This window comes from Paenibacillus xylanexedens, from assembly GCF_001908275.1.
Classification (GTDB): Bacteria; Bacillota; Bacilli; order Paenibacillales; family Paenibacillaceae; genus Paenibacillus; species Paenibacillus xylanexedens_A.
Map to the genome: position 1 here is coordinate 838088 of NZ_CP018620.1, position 19328 is coordinate 857415.

The following is a 19328-nucleotide window of genomic DNA, read 5'->3' on the forward strand; positions in this document are numbered from 1 at the left end:
CGGACCTTTCCCGCAGGCCAGCAATTATAACGCGATATGGCGCCGAACGCTGGACGTGCTTGGGCGAACCGATTATAGTGCACAGCACTTGGTCGGGTATGGCTGATCATTAACTTTACGGAAAGAAGGTAGAGATTATGGAATTGTGGTTTACGGAGAAACAGACCCCGGTATTCGGGATCACCGCGAAGATTAAGCAGACCTATGTTACAGAGAAAACGGATTTTCAAGATTTGGCCATGGTAGAGACCGAAGAATTCGGTAACATGTTGCTTCTTGATGGCATGGTGATGACGACTGTAAAAGACGAATTCGTATATCACGAAATGGCGGCACACCCTGCGCTGAACACTCACCCGAATCCGAAAAAAGTTCTGGTTGTCGGTGGCGGCGATGGCGGAGTCATTCGTGAAGTCGTTAAACATGATGCTGTAGAAAAAGCGGTTCTCGTCGAAATTGACGGTAAAGTTATTGAATACTCTAAAAAATATTTGCCTGAAATCGCCGGCAAGTTGGACGAGCCTAATGTTGAAGTGCTCGTAAACGACGGCTACATGCATATTATTGAACATAAAAATGAATACGATGTGATCATCGTAGACTCTACGGAGCCTGTAGGACCGGCTGCGCCATTGTTTGAGCGTGGGTTCTACCAAGGCATCTACGAAGCATTGAAAGAAGACGGAATCTTCGTTGCCCAAACGGACAACCCTTGGTTCAAGGCGGATCTGATCCAGAAGGTGAACAAAGACGTCAAAGAAATCTTCCCGATCGTACATGTGTACGGCTGTAATATTCCAACCTATCCAAGTGGTTTGTGGACATTCACCATGGGTAGCAAGAAACATGACCCGCTTGAAGTGGATGAGACTCAAATCCCGGAGATGGATACCAAGTATTACTCTCCGCGTCTGCACAAAGCAGCATTTGTACTTCCTAAATTCGTGGAAGATTTAACGAAATAAAAGGGGAAATCATTAATGAAACTGGATCAAGCTTATTCAGGAAACGTATTTATTTGCAGCTCTGAGGATTATGAGAACTCCAAAGCGGTTATCTATGGTATGCCGATGGATTACACCGTCAGCTTCCGTCCGGGTTCCCGTTTCGGCCCATCTCATATCCGTCAAGCATCGGTTGGACTTGAAGAGTACAGCCCATATCTCGACAAAAGCATTGTAGACATGACATACTTTGACGCTGGAGACCTGCTCTTGCCTTTCGGTAACGCGGGACGCAGCCTTGAAGTAATTCATGAATACATCGGCAGTCTGCTCGCTGACGACAAATTCCCAGTTGGTCTCGGTGGCGAGCATCTGGTTACTTGGCCAGTCATCCAACAGATGTACAAGAAATACCCAGATCTTATTCTGATTCATATTGATGCACACGCAGACCTTCGTGAAAACTATGAAGGCGAGCCATTGTCCCACTCCACACCAGTACGTAAAGCAGCTGAGTTGATGGGTGGCAAAAACATCTATCAGTTCGGTATCCGTTCCGGTTCCCGTGAGGAGTTCCAGTACGGTCGCGAGAACATCAACTTCTATCCATTTGAAGTGGCAGCTCCGATGAAGGAAGCTCTTCCGAAGATGGGCAACCGTCCGGTGTATGTGACCATCGACATCGATGTGCTTGATCCGTCAGCAGCGCCAGGAACAGGTACAGCAGAAGCGGGCGGCATTACGTCTAAGGAACTGCTGGAAGCCATTCATATGATCGCAGGATCTGATGTAAATGTAGTTGGTTGTGACTTGGTTGAAGTTGCACCAATCTATGATCCAACACAACAGACACAGATTGTAGCTGCGAAGCTGATCCGTGAAATGCTGCTTGGATTCGTGAAATAATCACAGAATAATCGATAAGTATAACGCTCTCTGTCTGCGCGGGTTCAACTTTGCGCAGGGGAGGGCGTTTTGTATTGTTAACTTTTGTACAGAGCTGTGCTATACTGACTACATAAGTATTCAGTAGTATATTAATTGATATATTACATTCGTGAAGTATATGGTGATCGGGTTCGGTCATATACTAAAAAGAGCCTTTACCGCTGCCAACGGTAAAGACTCTTAGGACCCGAAAGGCTGTGGATTGCCACGGCGCGCATGAACTAAATAATGCTATTCAAGCAAAACCCACCGTCAGGCTTCCGACCTTATGAGGTGGGTTTTCGCTTGCTACGAAACTTTTTGCGCAACCAACGGTAAAGCTTTCGCCCACTCAGTACAATACTGAGGATCGCAGCAATCCATCGGATTACATCAAGCAACGCCACAAGTTTGACCAACGACGTCACCCCCTTTCGGGAAGCTGCGCCGTGGTCTGGAAAACATCCACCGATATTCAAAAGTCCATAACATTAATTATAGCACGTATGTTCCCTTGCCTCTACCATTTATTTCATGTGTTAGTATGGACTCTCCTCTTACACAGATATCGTGCCTTGGTATGACTCTATCTTAATATTTGTGTATAATATGGAAATAGAGGAAGGGCAAGGTGGATGTGAATGCGTGTGATTCGGACTCAATTGAGTATGTATCCCAAGTGGCTGACTGCAGTTTTTATAGTGTTTGTCATCAATTTTGTATTAGCAGTGACGATATTTCTCAACTTTACGTTGATGGTGGCTGATCTGGCTATGCTTTTTGCTGCATATAGTATTCGGGAATATAAATACAACAAAATATATTTTAGTTTATGTCTTTTATTAAGTATCAGTTTTGTTATCCTTGGTATCAGGACATTTCCCATTTAACTTAGAGTACACAACGTTTAGTAATCAACCACCCTTGCCTGCATGATACCAATCATGGGTAAAGGTGGTTTTTTTCTTGCAAAATTGTCATCAGGGTTAATCAGATTGTTACGTTAGAACCATCAAATTTGGGTAAAACCATAGAAGGAGGTGTTACGATGACAACCAAGAGTACAATGACATGGAAACGGATTAGTGCACTCGCATTATCGTTAACGCTGGCTTGGGGGATGGGTCCGGTACATATGCTATCAGGTGCTAACGCTGCATCCTCACAGGCATGTGGAAAGGGAGATCATGGACTATCTGCTACATTAAAAAAGGGCAGCGGTGTGGAAGAGCAACACCTGCAATTTACTGACATTGATTTTCTTAATGATACGACTGGACGAGCTGGGGGTGAAGGCTTCCTGATCGGTACCTCGAATGCAGGATGTACGTGGCAGTCCATATATACCGGGCAGTGGCAATTCACTCAGCTTGATTTTCCCAATAATGTGAACGGATATGCGCTGGCGCGAGTGAAGGATTCACCTGCAACCTATCTGATCCGTACCCATGATGGGGGATCGCACTGGACGCGGCTCGATACGCCGGGCATTCAACTCAAACGAATTGATTTTCGCAATAAAGATGTAGGTTATGGTTACACCTATAATGGTGCATATCAGACAAAGGATGGCGGGGTAACCTGGAGTAAATTGAATACGCCTGCCAACACGCGTGCAGCTGCCTTTGCAACAGAGAAACAAGGGTATGCCGTCGTGGTTGTACCTGGATCGGGGTATCATCTGAAGCAAACGAGTGATGGCGGCAAAAACTGGACAACCTCTCTTCGAGTTGTCTCAGACACATGGAGCGGAGCGGATCTGTATGCACATGGCCAGCAAGTATGGGCCCTTCTGTATGGTGATGCAGGCATGTCCCAACAATCGTACTCCCTCTATGCGAGCGGTAATCAAGGCAAGAACTGGACCCAAGTATTTGCGCAATCCACAGCAGGGGGAGGTCCTGCACCAGGTACAAACAGTACGGGCAAAGGAAACGGACCAGCCAACCCGGGTGGTCACCCCGGCAACATGGCGTTGATTGGTAATCAGACGGCGTATCTGTCTGCAGGTTCACCCGCAGCTGGCAAAGTGGGTATTGGACGTTCTTATGATACAGGTTCCACGTGGAAAAATATTGACCTGAAAGATCCGGGATACAGTTCCCGTATCTCGTTCCCATCGGCCAAGACGGGTTGGCTCGTAGTCACAAGTGATAACTCTCCTGCGATCTATCAGACTACAGATGGTGGAACGACGTGGACACAAAAAATGTTGTTGCCTTCAGAGCAGGATTAAATAGCCTGTGAATCTGAAATAACAACGGAGCAAATCCAAATTAGAAATGTATAAAAATCAATTTGGTAAGTCTCTGTATGAATTTCTATAACAAACAAGCCTCTTCCTAATCAATTACACAGGAAGAGGCTTGTTTGTGTAGAAATAAAAACGGTTGAAACCTACTCTGAAACGAGTTATTGTAAGCGATAACAATATAATTTATGGGGGTTGAAATAATGGTTGATGTTATTTTAAAGGCCGATTCAGATCAAGGATTAATAAATCGCAATATATATGGTCACTTTTCCGAACACTTGGGACGTTGTATTTATGAGGGGCTGTGGGTAGGAGAAGATTCACCTATTCCGAATACGGATGGGATTCGAAATGATGTATTGACGGCCTTGCAGAAGCTTAATATTCCAGTACTTCGCTGGCCAGGCGGTTGTTTTGCCGATGAATATCACTGGAAAGATGGTGTAGGTCCGAAGAGTGAGCGTGCTCGTATGATCAATACACACTGGGGCGGTGTGGAAGAGAACAATCACTTTGGTACACATGAATTCTTGAGATTATGTGAGTTGCTCGGCACGGAGCCATATATTAGTGGCAATCTGGGTAGCGGTACAGTGCAGGAGATGCAGGAATGGGTGGAGTACATCACATTTGACGGCGAATCCCCGATGGCGAACTGGCGTAAGAGTAATGGTAGGGAAGAACCGTGGAAAATGAAGTATTTTGGCGTGGGAAATGAGAACTGGGGATGCGGCGGCAATATGCGCCCTGAATATTATGCGGATGAATATCGTCGGTATGCTACATATGTACGTAACTATTCCGGGAACGAGATTTATAAAATCGCTTGTGGACCCAACGAAGGCAACTATGAATGGATGGAAGTCCTGATGCGGGAGGCTGCTCGCTTTATGGATGGAATCAGTCTTCATTATTACACCATCCCTACAGGAGAGTGGAATGATAAAGGCGCAGCTACAGGATTTGGCGAGGCTGAATGGTTCACTACCTTGAAAAAGACGCTCCATATGGATGAATTACTGGTGAAGCACTCCGAGATTATGGACAAATATGATCCAGAGGGCAGAGTCGGCATTATTGTGGATGAATGGGGCACGTGGTATAACGTTGAGCCGGGAACCAATCCAGGGTTCCTGTATCAACAGAATACGATGCGGGACGCTGTGCTTGCAGGTGTTAACCTGAATATTTTCAACCAACATAATAAACGGGTACACATGGCAAATCTTGCGCAGATCGTCAATGTGCTTCAATCGCTTGTGCTCACGGAAGGGGACAAAATGCTCCTGACCCCTACGTACCATGTATTTGATATGTATCAGGTTCATATGGATGCACAGCGATTGGACTTGAATTATGAAAGCCCAGGATACACATTCGGGGAAGAGACCATTCCACAGCTCAGTTTATCAGCATCCCGCAACAAGGATGGGGTCATTCATGTGACAGCTTGTAATCTGAGTCACACGGATGAGTTGGAAGTTGTGTGTCAGCTGGACGCAGCTCAAGCGGCTAAAGTAACCGGGCAGATTCTGCACCATACTGATTTTGGTGCATTTAATACCTTTGAACAGCCGAATCATGTTCAGCCTGTGGCGTGGGATGGAATCACACTGGAGAATAACACACTGCGTTTTGTCCTTCCACCAGCATCGGTTGGGGTGCTCGCTGTCGAGGGTTAATGCATGAAAAGGCAGGAACCTTGCAAAGGCTGTAATGATCAGTACGATGTGAAGATTAGCGATGCCAAAATGGCCAGACTTGTGGAGATTGCCTCACGTTCGCGTCCGACGGTACAGGATGAGGAATATGAACGTCGGCTATCCATCTGCTCCGCTTGTCCGGGATTGCAATATGGCACAACTTGTCGGCATTGTGGTTGTCTCGTACAGGTGCGAGCGAAGCTGAGTGAGTCGACATGTCCTTTTCCTTATGAATCCCAATGGGCCTGATCGGAGGAACGAATCTTATTATAATGAAGCAAAAGGGAGTTGCACTTTACAGGTGCGGCTCTTCTTTTTTGGCTTGATGAGGAAAAAACTCTGAATTTGGATTTGAATTGAGCGAGGGAACTGGATATAGTTATACAGTAGAGTGTAGGATAGCGAGCTATCCGGGAATATGAGCGCGTATAGCGACACAACAATACGGGAAGGGCTGTTCTCACCAGCCGTGCCTGATTTTGCGTCGCCTCGAATATAATGGAGGTTAACATTCATGTCGAACATGCGACCGGTACACATCCGGCTGCACAGCCGTTATGAAGGTGAAGATGTGCTGCAGGAAATGCAGGGTGAAGCCGTGTTAAAAGGGTCTGTTCTTTATGTTCGTTATGAAGAACCGCAGGTTGGACCTGAGGGAGGTACAACCCGTACAACATTGAAGCTGGGCGGACAATCCATCAAGATTATACGTCATGGTGAGGTGGAGTCGGAGCAGACTTTTGAATTGAATCGGAAGCGTCCTGGTTTCTACCGATCACCATACATGTCGTTTGCCCTGTCCACGCATACACAGAAGCTGGAACTTTCCATTCAGGGATTGAGCGCACGCGCAGCGTGGAGCTACGACTTTTACCGCTTTGATGAAGAATCTGGACATTTCGCGATTAGTTTGCATATACAGGAGGAACCAATTTCATGACACGTAATCCACTAGATACGATTAACGAACGGGTAAGTACGGCCATCGGCAACGCCATTGTGACGGCCGGAATTGTTACGCAGGACGAATTGCCAGCCATCACATTGGAAGTGCCGCGTGAGAAGACACACGGGGACTTGGCGACCAATGCTGCCATGCAGCTGACCAAGATTGCCAAGCGTAATCCGCGTCAGATTGCAGAAGAGATCATTGCCAATCTGAATCTGGCTGAAGCCGGAATCGAGAAGGCTGAGATTGCGGGCCCAGGATTCATTAACTTCAAATTGGACAAGAGTTACCTTTATCCAGTACTTGCGCTTGTGCAGGAGCAGGGTAAAGATTACGGAAGAATTAACATCGGAGAAGGACGCAAAGTCGAGATGGAGTTTGTCAGTGCCAACCCGACAGGCAGCCTGCATCTGGGTCATGCCCGTGGAGCAGCTGTAGGTGATGCACTATGTAACATCCTTGACTACGCAGGATATGATGTAACCCGTGAATACTACATTAATGACGCAGGTAATCAGGTGTTTAATCTGGCTCGTTCCATTGAAGCTCGTTATCTGCAAGAGCTGGGTCAGGATGCTGAGATGCCTGAAGACGGTTATCACGGTGAAGATATTAAAGGATTCGCCAAGCAGCTTGTTGCTGAAAAGGGTGAAGAGTTGCTGTCCATGCATCCGGGTGACCGTGCGGCTTATTTCCGTGACTTTGGTCTGGAGAAGGAACTGGACAAGATCAAACGTGACTTGAATCGCTTCCGTGTTAACTTTGACATCTGGTTCAGCGAAACTTCCCTGTACGACAACGGAGAAGTGCTGCGAGTGCTTGATGAATTGCGTGATCGTAATGAGATCTATGAGCAAGATGGAGCAACTTGGTTGAAAACGATGCAGTACGGTGACGACAAAGAACGTGTATTGATCAAGAACGATGGCACGTATACTTACCTGACGCCAGATATTGCTTATCACCGCGACAAATATGCTCGTGGATACGACACGATGATCAACATCTGGGGTGCCGATCACCATGGATATATTCCACGGATGAAAGCCGCGATGCAAGCACTGGGTAATGACCCTGAGAAACTGGTGGTCTTGATTGCACAGATGGTGAGCTTGTTCCAGAACGGTGAAAAAGTGAAGATGTCCAAGCGTACAGGTAAAGCTGTAACGATGGAAGATCTGATGGATGAAGTCGGCATTGATGCCATCCGTTACTTCTTCACAATGCGCAGCATGGACTCCCATCTGGACTTTGACATGGACCTTGCGATTTCGACATCCAATGAGAATCCGGTATTCTACGTACAATACGCGCATGCACGTGTATGCAGTGTATACCGTCAGGCTGAAGAACAAGGTATTGAACTGCTGCCACTGGCACAGATTGACCTGTCCAAGCTGACAACAGAGCACGAGTATGACCTTCTCCGCAAAATGGGAGAGTTGCCTGAGGAAATCTCGGCAGCAGCAACAGGATATGCGCCTCATCGTATCATCCGTTATGTATACGAGCTGGCATCCCTGTTCCACAGCTACTACCGTGCAGAACGTGTCATTACGGAAGACACGCAGCAAACTCAAGCACGTCTGGCACTGATCGGTGCTGTACGTACCGTTATCGCAACAGCGCTTCGTCTGGTAGGCGTAACCGCTCCTGACAAAATGTAAATTCCAGGCTAGCGGCACATCCGCCGCTCTGCCTAAGGCAAAAAGTCTCCATGTCCATGTTGAGTGCCTTCAACGTGGTACATGGAGACTTTTTTTGTTCTGTGCCCTAGCTGAAGAAACGAAATGCCTGGTCAATCCAAGGCACACTAGCCTGCTCTGACATCACAGTGGACGTAATCTAGGGTCTCAGTCGCTACGTAATACTCCCTCGTGCGTACTGCCTGGGCCGGGCTATTGCGTTTCGCCACGAGCCTCAATCAAGTTCTGCTGACGGCTGACGGCTGGCAGAGTTTGCTCACTCCCCGCCCTCCTGCATTAGCTTCAGGGCATCAATCTCACCACCACGCACCTTGCTTTTTGCGGTGGTAGTCTTGCGAGCGCGCAACGGGATCGTAGCACGTTTGACGAGTGTCTTGATTTCACTAGGGGATAACCCCGGATGTTTGGAGAGCAGCAAGGCGATAGCGCCACTCACATGGGACGTCGCCATGGATGTGCCGCTCATCTCGTGATGTTTGCCTTGTACCCAAGAGGAGACGATTTTATCACCGGGTGCATAGACATCCACATATGCGCCACGATTGCTGAAGGACGCAATACGTCTGTTTTTGTCGGTTGCCCCAACAGATATGGTCTGGGGATACCGTGCAGGGTAATCAATACTGCGGCGTTTGCCGTCATTTCCTGACGAAGCAACAATAACGATTCCGGCATGGTACGCACGGTTGACAACATCAAGAAGCGCCTTGCTACGTGTTTTCATGCCAAAGCTCATATTGATGATATCGACCTTGTTGCGTACACACCAGTCGATGCCAAGTACAATGTCGGATACATAAGCCGATCCGTTGTGGTCAAATGCTTTCACCGGATAGATCAGGGAGCGTGGAGCTACACCAATCATTCCTGCGGTGCTGTTAGCTGCGGCGATGGTCCCTGCAATGTGGGTGCCATGTCCGTTATCATCATGAGGAAGCAGGCTGCGGTTTAACAGATTGATTCCACGTGCCAGTGAATAACGAAGATCAGGATGATGATAATCAGCACCTGTATCAATCACACCGATTTTAATCCGGTGTCCGGTAGACACAGACCATACTTTGGGCGCCCGAATCTGCTTCACTCCCCAGGGTATGCCTTGAGCATTGCTTGGTTTGCTGTGGAGTGCAGTGGCATGAAGGGAGATGGGAACGTCTTCTTCAATCGTAATTTCATCCCCATAGCGGTATAGGTCCTCCGGGCGTTGGACTGGAGCGATAATGGAACGAGCCAGTCGCGAGGAACGGACAGCCCCAAGGTCGGTGAATTCATTCCGCATTCGGGACAATTCCACAAGACAGGCCTCGTACTGCTGCGGTTTGGCAAATCGGATCAAATATCGCCCACCCTGTTCTGGTTCAGGGCGTCGCATTCCGTCAATCAATTGATGCAATAAACCAGTATAGTCCATAATGGGCAGCCCCCTTCGGGATGAACATGCTGAGGTATTCTATGAATGCGCTCATCCCGCCGCATGGGGAACTTGCCCTTTTTTTACAAAAACACATTCTCTTCGTGTCAAAACGGGCGCAGGGACATATGATGGATGGAGAGCTAGAGGGCTCTTGCGGGGAACCTGGTGAGGAGTAATCCTCCAAGGGTATACAGTCAGAAGGCGGAGGGGACTCCGTCTTTTTTATTATGGAGTTGTCTCTTTGGCAAAGAGGATATTCCTGTGGGTTTGATGTCACTTCACGTTTAATATGTGGACATATTGTTGCTGCTCTCCGCATTTGCGTCACATCCGTACATAAAAACTTGCTTTTTAACGCTAAATAGGTTTTACTTAGGTTTGTTAATGGATATGTTATACGTAACAGTCCAGTTCGTAGGGGTTAAAAAGTGAATTTTGTGTGAGAGGAAGTGTCTGCAGTGAGTACCTCGCTCAATTTGAAAATTGATAAAGAAAAGGTAAAAGAGATCCCTTTGGTGGACCTTGCCTTTATGGTGCTGAAAGCGGCTAATACGCCGTATTACTATCGTGACTTAATGAATGAGGTAGCGAAGCAGCGCGGAATGACTGATGAAGAAATCAACGAGTTTATCGCCCAGCTATATACCGAGATTAATATCGATGGCCGTTTTGCTTGCGTCGGTACAAGTCTGTGGGGCTTAAAGCGCTGGTATCCGGTAGCTGGAACAGAAGATTCCATGACGGGTGCGAAGCGTCCGCGTATCATCAACGATGAAGACGATGATCTGGAAGATGAAGACTTCGGTGAAGAAGAAGACAGCTATAGCAGCGATGAAGGCTTCGACAGCACGGATAAAGACGAAGAAGAAGACGAAGAAGAGGAAGAAGAAGACGACATCTTTGACGAAGAAGACAGCGAAGAAGAAGTGCTGGTTGAGGATGACGATCTGGAAGATGAAGACCTCGAAGAAGACGAAGAAGAGTCCGAAAACGAGGATGAATTTGACGACGATTCTGATAATCGGTAGTCATTTTTGACGTCTATAATTTACCCGTTTCCCCGGAATAGTCAGCCTTGACAGCAGACGGGGTAACGGGTAAACTATTGCATGGGCTTATGAATGAGCGACAATATATTTATGTTTTTTATAGAAGGTGCCCCGTCCTGCGGGAGTACTTTTTTTTGTATTTTTAGAGGCATAATTTTGCAAAATGATTTTTTTCCGTATGCTCCCGGCCAACATTTCGTGGCCCGTTTTTGTATATCAAAAACACCAAATGGAATGAAGGCCATCGGAATATTTGCACCATTTTTGCTGTAGAACAACGTGTATTTAAACCGACTTCGCAGAAAGAGCAGTTCGCAGATGCAGGGAATTTCTGCCATTGCTCTTTTTAACGATGATTACCTGGGAAACAGGTTACGATAACACCATATATCGCCTGAATTTCTGTACTTATATTAGGAGGGTAATAACAGTGACAAAGTATATTTTCGTGACGGGCGGAGTTGTGTCCTCCCTGGGCAAAGGGATTACGGCTGCTTCTCTGGGCAGATTGCTGAAAAACAGAGGGCTTAAGGTAACGATCCAGAAATTTGATCCATATATTAACATCGACCCGGGAACAATGAGTCCTTATCAGCACGGTGAGGTTTTTGTAACGGATGATGGCGCGGAAACGGATCTGGACCTTGGCCACTATGAACGTTTTATTGACATCAATCTCTCCAAAAACAGCAACGTCACGACTGGTAAAGTATACTCTTCCGTCATCAGCAAAGAGCGGCGCGGGGAATATCTGGGCGGAACGGTACAAGTTATTCCACACATTACGAACGAGATCAAAGAGCGTGTATTCCGCGCTGGACGTGAAGCGGGTTCGGATGTGGTCATTACGGAAATTGGTGGAACAGTAGGCGACATTGAGAGTTTGCCTTTCCTGGAAGCTATCCGTCAGATCAAGAGTGATGTAGGTCGCGACAATGTGATGTACATCCACGTAACACTTATTCCTTATATCAAAGCAGCTGGTGAAGTGAAAACAAAACCAACGCAACATAGTGTTAAGGAATTACGCAGCATCGGTATTCAACCGAATGTGATTGTATGCCGTACGGAGTATGAATTGTCTAAAGACATGAAAGCCAAAATCGCTCTCTTCTGCGACATTGATGAGAATGCCGTGGTTGAATGTCGTGATGCAGACACGTTGTATCAAGTACCTTTGAACCTGCGTGAAGAAGGCTTGGATGAGATCGTGGTAAATCACCTGAAACTGACTACTCCTGCACCGGATATGAGCGAGTGGGAAGGGCTGGTTGACCGGATCAACAAGTTGGAGCATACAGTTGAGATCGCTATTGTTGGTAAATATGTAGCGTTGCATGATGCATACCTGAGTGTTGTTGAGTCGTTGTCTCATGCAGGATTTGCATCCAATGCTGATGTGAAAATTCGCTGGGTTCCTTCTGAAGATATTACGGATGAGAATGTAGGCGACTTGTTACATGGTATTGGGGGTATCCTTGTTCCTGGTGGATTCGGAGATCGTGGTATTGAAGGTAAAGTATCGGCAATCCGTTATGCTCGTGAGAAACAAATTCCGTTCTTCGGTATTTGCCTGGGTATGCAGGTTTCCGTTATTGAGTATGCACGTTCCATCGTTGGTTTGAATGGTGCGAACAGTTCCGAAATTAATCCGGCTACGGAATTCCCTGTGATCGACCTGTTGCCTGAGCAAAAAGATATCGAGAATCTGGGTGGCACGATGCGTCTGGGTCTGTATCCTTGTAAGCTTCAGGAAGGTTCTTTGGCGATGGCTTGTTATGATGACGAGCTGGTGTATGAGAGACACCGTCACCGGTATGAGTTCAACAATGAATACCGTGAAACGATCGAAAAAGCAGGACTGGTTATCTCGGGTACATCCCCGGATGGACGTCTGGTTGAGATTGTGGAACTTCCAGGACACCCATGGTTCCTGGCGGTACAATTCCATCCGGAATTCACTTCCCGTCCGAACCGTCCGCAACCATTGTTCCGTGAGTTTGTAAAAGCTTCTCTGGTGAATGCGCAGAAGTAATAAATTTTTTTGTGTTAACGTAATAGATATTGGGGATGTTCCTGGCAACCATAGCGGATGCCGGAACATCCTTTTTTTTGCGTAGAAAGCAGGTGGAAATGCTTTTTGTCATTTTGTGAAGGTAGCAGGATTTTAATGGAAGAGGTAGAATACTTATCATGACGACTATGGGATAGTTATCCAGATTCGAAGGTGTGCATGCTTTCCTAATTCTAGGAGGTTACAGAGTGGAAGATAAAAAAGTTTTGATTGTTGATGACCAGAATGGTATTCGAATCCTGTTAATGGAAGTGTTCAGCAGTGAGGGGTATAACACGTTTCAAGCACCCAACGGCAAGGTTGCTCTGGAGATTGTGAATAATGACAAGCCTGACCTGGTATTGCTCGATATGAAGATTCCTGGGATGGACGGTCTGGAAATCCTGAAGCATATTAAAGAAATTGATCCGGGTATCAAGGTGATCATGATGACCGCTTATGGTGAACTGGACATGATTAAGGAAGCCACGGATCTCGGAGCGCTCATGCACTTTACGAAACCGTTTGATATCGACGAGATGCGAGTGGCTGTGAATATGCAACTTCGCAACGGTACCGCCAATAAATGCAGCTGAATCCTGTTGATACAGGATTTTTTTGCGTGTGGAGAACATAGAAGGTACTTGGTGGGAAAATGAGGTATTTCACTCCTTCATCCGGGGAATATTGGAAATGGGGAAGTTATAAAGCGGTGTCTATGAAAACTGTGCTGCAAAGCACAGCATTTTTGCAAATGCTTGTTTAGTATTTGACATGGGATGTGGTATAATAAGCCCGTATGTGATTTCGGCTAAAAACCATAGACACAACCCAAACCCCTAGGAGGATTGAAACCATGCCATTAGTATCTATGACAGACATGTTGAACAAAGCACTTGAAGGAAAATATGCAGTTGGTCAATACAACATCAATAACCTTGAGTGGACTCAAGCGATTCTTGGTGCTGCTGAAGAAGAGAAATCCCCAGTAATCTTGGGTGTATCCGAAGGCGCAGCACGTCACATTGGTGGCTTCTACACTGTAGTTAAAATGGTAGAAGGACTCATTCACGACATGAAAATCACTGTTCCAGTTGCGATTCACCTGGACCACGGTTCAAGCTTCGACAAGTGTAAAGAAGCGATCGACGCTGGATTCACATCCGTAATGATCGACGGTTCCCACCACTCTATCGATGAGAACATCGAAATGACTAAAAAAGTTGTTGAATATGCACACGCTAAAGGCGTTTCTGTAGAAGCTGAAGTAGGTACTGTAGGTGGACAAGAAGACGACGTTATCGGCGGTATCATGTACGCTGACCTGAACGAGTGTATCCGTATCGTTAAAGAAACAGGTATCGATACATTGGCACCAGCTCTTGGTTCCGTACACGGTCCTTACCATGGCGAGCCTAACCTGGGCTTCAAAGAAATGGAAGAAGTTCGTGACGCGGTACAAGTTCCACTCGTATTGCACGGTGGTACAGGTATTCCTAAACACGACATCGACAAAGCCATTTCCCTGGGTACATCCAAAATCAACGTAAACACAGAGAACCAAATTGCTTTTGCAAGAGTGGTTCGTGAAGTGCTTGCAGCTAAACCAGACGCTTACGATCCACGTACATTCATCGTACCAGGCCGTGAAGCAATTAAAGAAACCGTTAAAGGTAAAATCCGCGAGTTTGGTTCTAACAACAAAGCGTAATTTATCTTTACCAGTTCCATACTGTGAAATGGAAAAACACCGCCTAGCCGGTGTCTTTCCATTTTCACACCTTATTTCTACATCGGAAGCCAACAGCACGTATTGCCGTTCATCGGCTGCAAAACACGTAGGGGGACATTAAGCTTTATGGAAAAATTGATGATTAGTGGCGGACGTCCGTTACAGGGAACTGTAACTATAAGCGGCGCCAAGAACAGCGCCATTGCGCTTATTCCTGCAGCATTGCTTGCCGAGTCAGAAGTCGTGTTGGACAACCTGCCGCTTTTGAGTGACGTGGCGGTTTATGCAGAAATTTTGGAGGAACTCGGAGCACATGTGACTTGGGAAGGCAGTCAGATGAAGATTGACCCTTCTGACATCAAATCCATTCCTATGCCGAATGGTCCCGTGAAGAAGCTTCGTGCTTCGTATTACATGATGGGTGCATTGCTAGGGCGTTTCAAAGAAGCGACCATAGGTTTACCAGGGGGCTGTAATTTTGAGCCTCGTCCAATTGATCAACATATCAAAGGGTTTGAAGCGCTTGGCGCAACCGTAACAAACGAACATGGCTCCATCCATTTGCATGCCAAAGAGCTGCGCGGCGCAAAAATCTATCTTGATGTAAGCAGTGTCGGCGCAACCATTAATATCATGCTGGCGGCTACTCGTGCCAAAGGCTCTACAATTATCGAAAACGCGGCTAAAGAGCCTGAGATTATAGATGTAGCAACACTTCTGAATTCCATGGGTGCCAGCATCAAGGGTGCAGGTACCGAAACGATCCGTATTGAAGGAGTCTCGGAGCTTAAAGGCTGCCGTCATTCCATCATTCCGGACCGTATCCAAGCAGGTACGTATATGATCGCTGCAGCGGCGACGCGCGGAGATGTTCTGATTGACAATGTGATTCCAAAACATCTGGAAGCTTTAACGGCAAAGCTGCTGGAGATGGGTGTTGGCATTGAGGAATTGGATGAAAGTATACGTGTCATTGGTAAACCAAGCTATAACCACGTTGACGTGAAGGCACTTGTATATCCTGGTTTCCCAACGGATCTACAGTCACCCATGACCAGTGTTTTAACACAGGCAACCGGTGTGAGCGTCCTGAGCGACTTTGTATACAGTAATCGATTCAAACATGTGCCTGAGTTAGTGCGGATGGGTGCAAAGATTCGAGTAGAAGGACGGTCAGCAATTATTGAAGGCAGTGCATTAAACGCGGCCAAAGTAAAAGCATCCGATCTTCGCGCTGGAGCAGCGCTGGTGATTGCAGGTCTAACCGTCAGTGAAGGTGTGACTGAAGTAACGGGGGTCGAATATATCGACCGCGGTTATGATCATCTGGTGACTAATCTGCGCCTGCTCGGTGCAGATGTATGGCGGGAAACTGATTAATAGGAAGCATTATGCATGATTCAGTCCTACACATGTTTATTTTAACTGAACTGCATATCTTTTTGATGATTAGGTAAACCTGTTTTAATAGAGTTCTCAGTCTCTCCGGCATAAGACGAAATGTTTCTGTTTCCTTTACCGGAGGGTCTTTTTTTGAAATAAACTTCATATGGCTGTAAGAACATCATTTCTCATCCCCAACCCCCGGTTTTGTTTGAACTGCGCTCCATAGCCGGTCTATCCGGATTGATCGCCTCAATGCATCGTTCACTCAATAGCGGATATTGCCGAATGTTGGCCATCCCACCCGGAAACTTACACTCAAAGACAAGTATTTGCATTATAACGGTTACATTCCGTACAATGGACAGAAGGGATTGTGGCGGACGCCGCTCTCTATAGCCGGAACATCTAGCGAAACTATCCATTTCACACGGACTTATTAATTGAATAGGTGGTTATTATATGGATCTACAAATTTCCGATTTGGAAGAAATGAAACTAACGGACCTCTACAAACTGGCCAAAAAATATCAGATACCTTACTATGGTACGTTAAAAAAGAAAGAATTAATCTTTGCCATATTACGCGCACAGGCTGAACAGAGCGGCCTGATGTTCATGCAAGGCGTACTCGAGATTTTACCTGAAGGTTACGGATTCTTAAGACCAATCAACTACTTGCCAAGTACGGAAGACATCTACATCTCAGCTTCTCAGATTCGCAAGTTTGACCTAAGAACAGGTGACCTCGTATCAGGTAAGTGTAGAACGCCTAAGGAAAACGAGAGATACTTCGGTTTGTTGCAAGTCAACGCTGTAAATGGTGAGAATCCATCGGCGGCTGCAGAGCGACTTCACTTCCCGGCACTAACCCCACTGTATCCGCAGAAAAAACTGGTTCTCGAAACATCCCCCAACCATTTGTCCACACGAATTATGGATGTGCTCGCCCCGGTAGGATTGGGACAGCGCGGATTGATCGTAGCACCTCCCAAAGCGGGTAAAACGCTTCTCCTCAAAGAAATTGCCAACAGCATCTCAACTAACAATCCTGAAATTGAACTATTTGTCCTGTTGATTGATGAACGTCCAGAGGAAGTAACGGATATGTCGCGTTCGGTAAAAGGGGAAGTTGTGGCTTCGACATTTGATGAACTGCCTGAGAATCATATTAAGGTGGCGGAATTGGTGCTTGAGCGTGCGCTTCGTCTCGTTGAGGCCAAAAAGGATGTTGTTATCCTGCTGGATAGCATTACGCGTCTTGCCCGTGCATATAACCTGGTTATTCCACCATCCGGTCGTACGCTTAGTGGTGGTATTGACCCAGCTGCATTCCATCGTCCGAAACGTTTCTTCGGTTCTGCCCGGAATGTGGAGGAAGGCGGAAGCCTGACTATTCTGGCAACTGCATTAATTGATACCGGATCACGTATGGATGATGTCATTTATGAAGAGTTTAAGGGTACAGGTAATATGGAGCTGCATCTGGACCGTCGTCTGGCAGAGCGTCGTATATTCCCGGCAATCGACATTCGTCGTTCCGGTACACGTCGTGAAGAAGTGTTGCTCAGCAAGGAAGAGTTGGATACAATCTGGGCGATTCGTAAAAACATGAATGATTCCCATGACTTTGTCGAAGGATTCCTGAAAAAACTTCGTAACAGCAAGACAAATGCAGAGTTTTTGGCGGCATTTGATTCGGCAGGTAATAGCCCGACAAGCAATTCGGGTACAACAACAACCCGTCGCTCCCCTAGACAGACAGCTACGTCAGGTACATCGACGTAAGTGTCGTTCGACTAATCACTTTATTTTTGCAGCATTGCTGTGAATGTTATAATACACTCGTCGTTAGGTTTAACCCATTAGATGTGAGGAGAACATCATGTATTTAGTATACGCAGATGAAAAAGGTAATGTATTTGATCATCCTTCCCTGTACGGGCTTGCCCGGAGTGGAGATATGATCGTTGAGATTATGGAAGATGAGTTAATTCCTTTGCCAGAGGGTGCAACGTTGGTTGGACTCCCAAGCACCCGGCCCATTGGTATGGACCCGGACACCGGTGAGATGTTGCCAATGCCAACGGACACACAGGCTGTAGGTGCCTTGCTTCCGCAAGGATTCACTCGTTTGTGTCTCCCGGGATATGTGAAGACGGATAAGGAGTATAAGTTGCCTTTGTTCGGTTATTCCGCAGTAGTCTGGAAAGATGGCGGTTTCTATGTCACCGCTTCGAAGTCGGATAGTCCTGAAAAATGGAATCCACTCAACTGTGATCGTGACGATGTGCGTTCCGGGGTTAAACGATTGACGGAGCAATACCCCGAGAACCGTCTTTACACCCATCTATCCAACTGTGCGCTTGGATATGAATGTCTAACTTCATCGAACACGTTCCTGAATCGTTGGGAAGGTGGAGTGCCAGTATCCTATTCTTGCAATGCAGGTTGTTTCGGGTGTATCTCCGAGCAACCGGATGATAGCGGCTTTGTTTCCCCGCAGACACGTATGAACTTCCGACCACGTGTGGATGAGATTGTGGAGGTTATGCTGGAACACCTGAAGACGCCGGAGTCCATTATTAGCTTTGGACAAGGTTGTGAAGGTGAGCCTTCCACGCAGGCCAAGCTGATTATTGAAGCGATTCGCGAAGTGCGTTCCGTAACGGACATGGGGTATATCAATATTAATACCAATGCCGGTCTGAATGATCACATTAGAGGTATTGTAGATGCTGGATTGGATCTGATGCGTGTAAGTACAATTAGTGCACTGGATGACCATTACAACGCCTACTATAAACCGCGTGGTTATACCTTAGCGAATGTTGAAAAGTCGATGAAATACGCAGCGCAGCAGGGTGTATACACCTCCATTAACTATTTGATCTTCCCGGGCGTAACAGATCGTGAAGAAGAGATTGAGGCGATGATTGAGTTTGCAAGAAGAACTGATCTACGCTTGATTCAGATGCGTAATCTCAATATTGATCCGGAGAGCTATCTGGAATTAATTCCTCCAGCTCAAGGTGATATCTTGGGCATGAAGCAGATGATTGAGATTTTTGAAGACGAGTTGCCTGATGTTGTGATCGGATCGTATACCCATGTTCCACCCGCTGGAATGGCACGTCCAAAACGGTTGATTACCTCTTAACAATAATGGATTGCAACAGGCACAAGGCCGTGTTATAATCTCAGAGTTGTGCCA

General features: G+C 46.6%; 16 protein-coding genes. 14 read left to right on the top strand and 2 right to left on the bottom strand.

Going from position 1 to position 19328, the window contains the following annotated elements; genetic code table 11:
* Window positions 1-137 precede the first annotated feature (137 nt).
* Together speE and speB are read left to right on the top strand one after the other, a co-directional pair.
* Window positions 138-965, top strand: coding sequence for a polyamine aminopropyltransferase (gene speE / locus BS614_RS03575; protein ID WP_036667687.1), 828 nt, complete (start codon window positions 138-140; stop codon window positions 963-965).
* 15 nt (window positions 966-980) lie between these two features.
* On the top strand, window positions 981-1850 hold the full coding sequence (gene speB / locus BS614_RS03580) for an agmatinase (protein WP_036607280.1): 870 nt from the start codon (window positions 981-983) through the stop codon (window positions 1848-1850).
* A 308-nt stretch (window positions 1851-2158) separates the two neighbouring features.
* Here speB and BS614_RS32340 read toward each other — a convergent pair whose 3' ends face one another.
* Entirely contained in the window at window positions 2159-2290 is a 132-nt protein-coding gene (locus BS614_RS32340; protein ID WP_017691304.1) for a hypothetical protein, read from the bottom strand.
* Window positions 2291-2919: 629 nt separating this feature from the next.
* On the opposite strand from BS614_RS32340, the gene BS614_RS03590 reads away from it, so the two are divergent.
* The 5 genes from BS614_RS03590 (at window position 2920) to argS (ending at window position 8444) form a co-directional block, all read left to right on the top strand.
* A complete protein-coding gene (locus BS614_RS03590; protein WP_074092943.1) occupies window positions 2920-4107 on the top strand; it encodes a WD40/YVTN/BNR-like repeat-containing protein in 1188 nt (395 codons plus the stop codon).
* A gap of 218 nt (window positions 4108-4325) precedes the next feature.
* Window positions 4326-5807, top strand: coding sequence for an alpha-N-arabinofuranosidase (locus BS614_RS03595; protein ID WP_074092944.1), 1482 nt, complete (start codon window positions 4326-4328; stop codon window positions 5805-5807).
* A 3-nt stretch (window positions 5808-5810) separates the two neighbouring features.
* Complete coding sequence (locus BS614_RS03600; protein WP_036667692.1) at window positions 5811-6077, top strand: DUF6171 family protein; 267 nt, start codon at window positions 5811-5813, stop codon at window positions 6075-6077.
* 265 nt (window positions 6078-6342) lie between these two features.
* Entirely contained in the window at window positions 6343-6768 is a 426-nt protein-coding gene (locus tag BS614_RS03605; protein WP_074092945.1) for a YwiB family protein, read from the top strand.
* Window positions 6765-8444: an arginine--tRNA ligase gene (gene argS / locus BS614_RS03610; protein ID WP_074092946.1), complete on the top strand. Its 1680-nt coding sequence runs from the start codon at window positions 6765-6767 to the stop codon at window positions 8442-8444. The genes BS614_RS03605 and argS overlap by 4 nt, the downstream gene beginning before the upstream one ends.
* A 295-nt stretch (window positions 8445-8739) precedes the next feature.
* On the opposite strand, the gene BS614_RS03615 is transcribed toward argS, so the two are convergent.
* A complete protein-coding gene (locus BS614_RS03615) occupies window positions 8740-9894 on the bottom strand; it encodes a S8 family peptidase (protein WP_036607270.1) in 1155 nt (384 codons plus the stop codon).
* A gap of 461 nt (window positions 9895-10355) precedes the next feature.
* On the opposite strand from BS614_RS03615, the gene rpoE reads away from it, so the two are divergent.
* From rpoE to BS614_RS03655, 7 genes are all read left to right on the top strand, one after another.
* Window positions 10356-10925, top strand: coding sequence for a DNA-directed RNA polymerase subunit delta (gene rpoE / locus BS614_RS03620; protein WP_047841137.1), 570 nt, complete (start codon window positions 10356-10358; stop codon window positions 10923-10925).
* 451 nt (window positions 10926-11376) lie between these two features.
* Window positions 11377-12981, top strand: a complete 1605-nt coding sequence (locus tag BS614_RS03630; protein WP_074092948.1) for a CTP synthase — start codon at window positions 11377-11379, stop codon at window positions 12979-12981.
* Between the two features lie 227 nt (window positions 12982-13208).
* Complete coding sequence (locus BS614_RS03635; RefSeq protein ID WP_017691292.1) at window positions 13209-13595, top strand: response regulator; 387 nt, start codon at window positions 13209-13211, stop codon at window positions 13593-13595.
* Window positions 13596-13855: 260 nt separating this feature from the next.
* A complete protein-coding gene (gene fba / locus BS614_RS03640) occupies window positions 13856-14710 on the top strand; it encodes a class II fructose-1,6-bisphosphate aldolase (protein WP_036607263.1) in 855 nt (284 codons plus the stop codon).
* Window positions 14711-14857: 147 nt separating this feature from the next.
* Window positions 14858-16111: a UDP-N-acetylglucosamine 1-carboxyvinyltransferase gene (locus BS614_RS03645; RefSeq protein WP_036607261.1), complete on the top strand. Its 1254-nt coding sequence runs from the start codon at window positions 14858-14860 to the stop codon at window positions 16109-16111.
* A gap of 465 nt (window positions 16112-16576) precedes the next feature.
* Complete coding sequence (gene rho / locus BS614_RS03650) at window positions 16577-17902, top strand: transcription termination factor Rho (RefSeq protein WP_036607258.1); 1326 nt, start codon at window positions 16577-16579, stop codon at window positions 17900-17902.
* 97 nt (window positions 17903-17999) lie between these two features.
* The gene (locus BS614_RS03655) at window positions 18000-19274 is read left to right on the top strand and encodes a radical SAM family protein (protein WP_074092949.1); all 1275 of its coding nucleotides are present in this window, start codon (window positions 18000-18002) and stop codon (window positions 19272-19274) included.
* Window positions 19275-19328: the final 54 nt, after the last annotated feature.

Bases quoted from the DNA above. Each gene is read 5' to 3' on its own strand.
- speE (WP_036667687.1), top strand. From the start codon at position 138: ATGGAATTGTGGTTTACGGAGAAACAGACCCCGGTATTCGGGATCACC.
- speB (WP_036607280.1), top strand. From the start codon at position 981: ATGAAACTGGATCAAGCTTATTCAGGAAACGTATTTATTTGCAGCTCT.
- BS614_RS03590 (WP_074092943.1), top strand. From the start codon at position 2,920: ATGACAACCAAGAGTACAATGACATGGAAACGGATTAGTGCACTCGCA.
- BS614_RS03595 (WP_074092944.1), top strand. From the start codon at position 4,326: ATGGTTGATGTTATTTTAAAGGCCGATTCAGATCAAGGATTAATAAAT.
- BS614_RS03600 (WP_036667692.1), top strand. From the start codon at position 5,811: ATGAAAAGGCAGGAACCTTGCAAAGGCTGTAATGATCAGTACGATGTG.
- BS614_RS03605 (WP_074092945.1), top strand. From the start codon at position 6,343: ATGTCGAACATGCGACCGGTACACATCCGGCTGCACAGCCGTTATGAA.
- argS (WP_074092946.1), top strand. From the start codon at position 6,765: ATGACACGTAATCCACTAGATACGATTAACGAACGGGTAAGTACGGCC.
- BS614_RS03615 (WP_036607270.1), bottom strand. From the start codon at position 9,894: ATGGACTATACTGGTTTATTGCATCAATTGATTGACGGAATGCGACGC.
- fba (WP_036607263.1), top strand. From the start codon at position 13,856: ATGCCATTAGTATCTATGACAGACATGTTGAACAAAGCACTTGAAGGA.
- BS614_RS03645 (WP_036607261.1), top strand. From the start codon at position 14,858: ATGGAAAAATTGATGATTAGTGGCGGACGTCCGTTACAGGGAACTGTA.
- rho (WP_036607258.1), top strand. From the start codon at position 16,577: ATGGATCTACAAATTTCCGATTTGGAAGAAATGAAACTAACGGACCTC.
- BS614_RS03655 (WP_074092949.1), top strand. From the start codon at position 18,000: ATGTATTTAGTATACGCAGATGAAAAAGGTAATGTATTTGATCATCCT.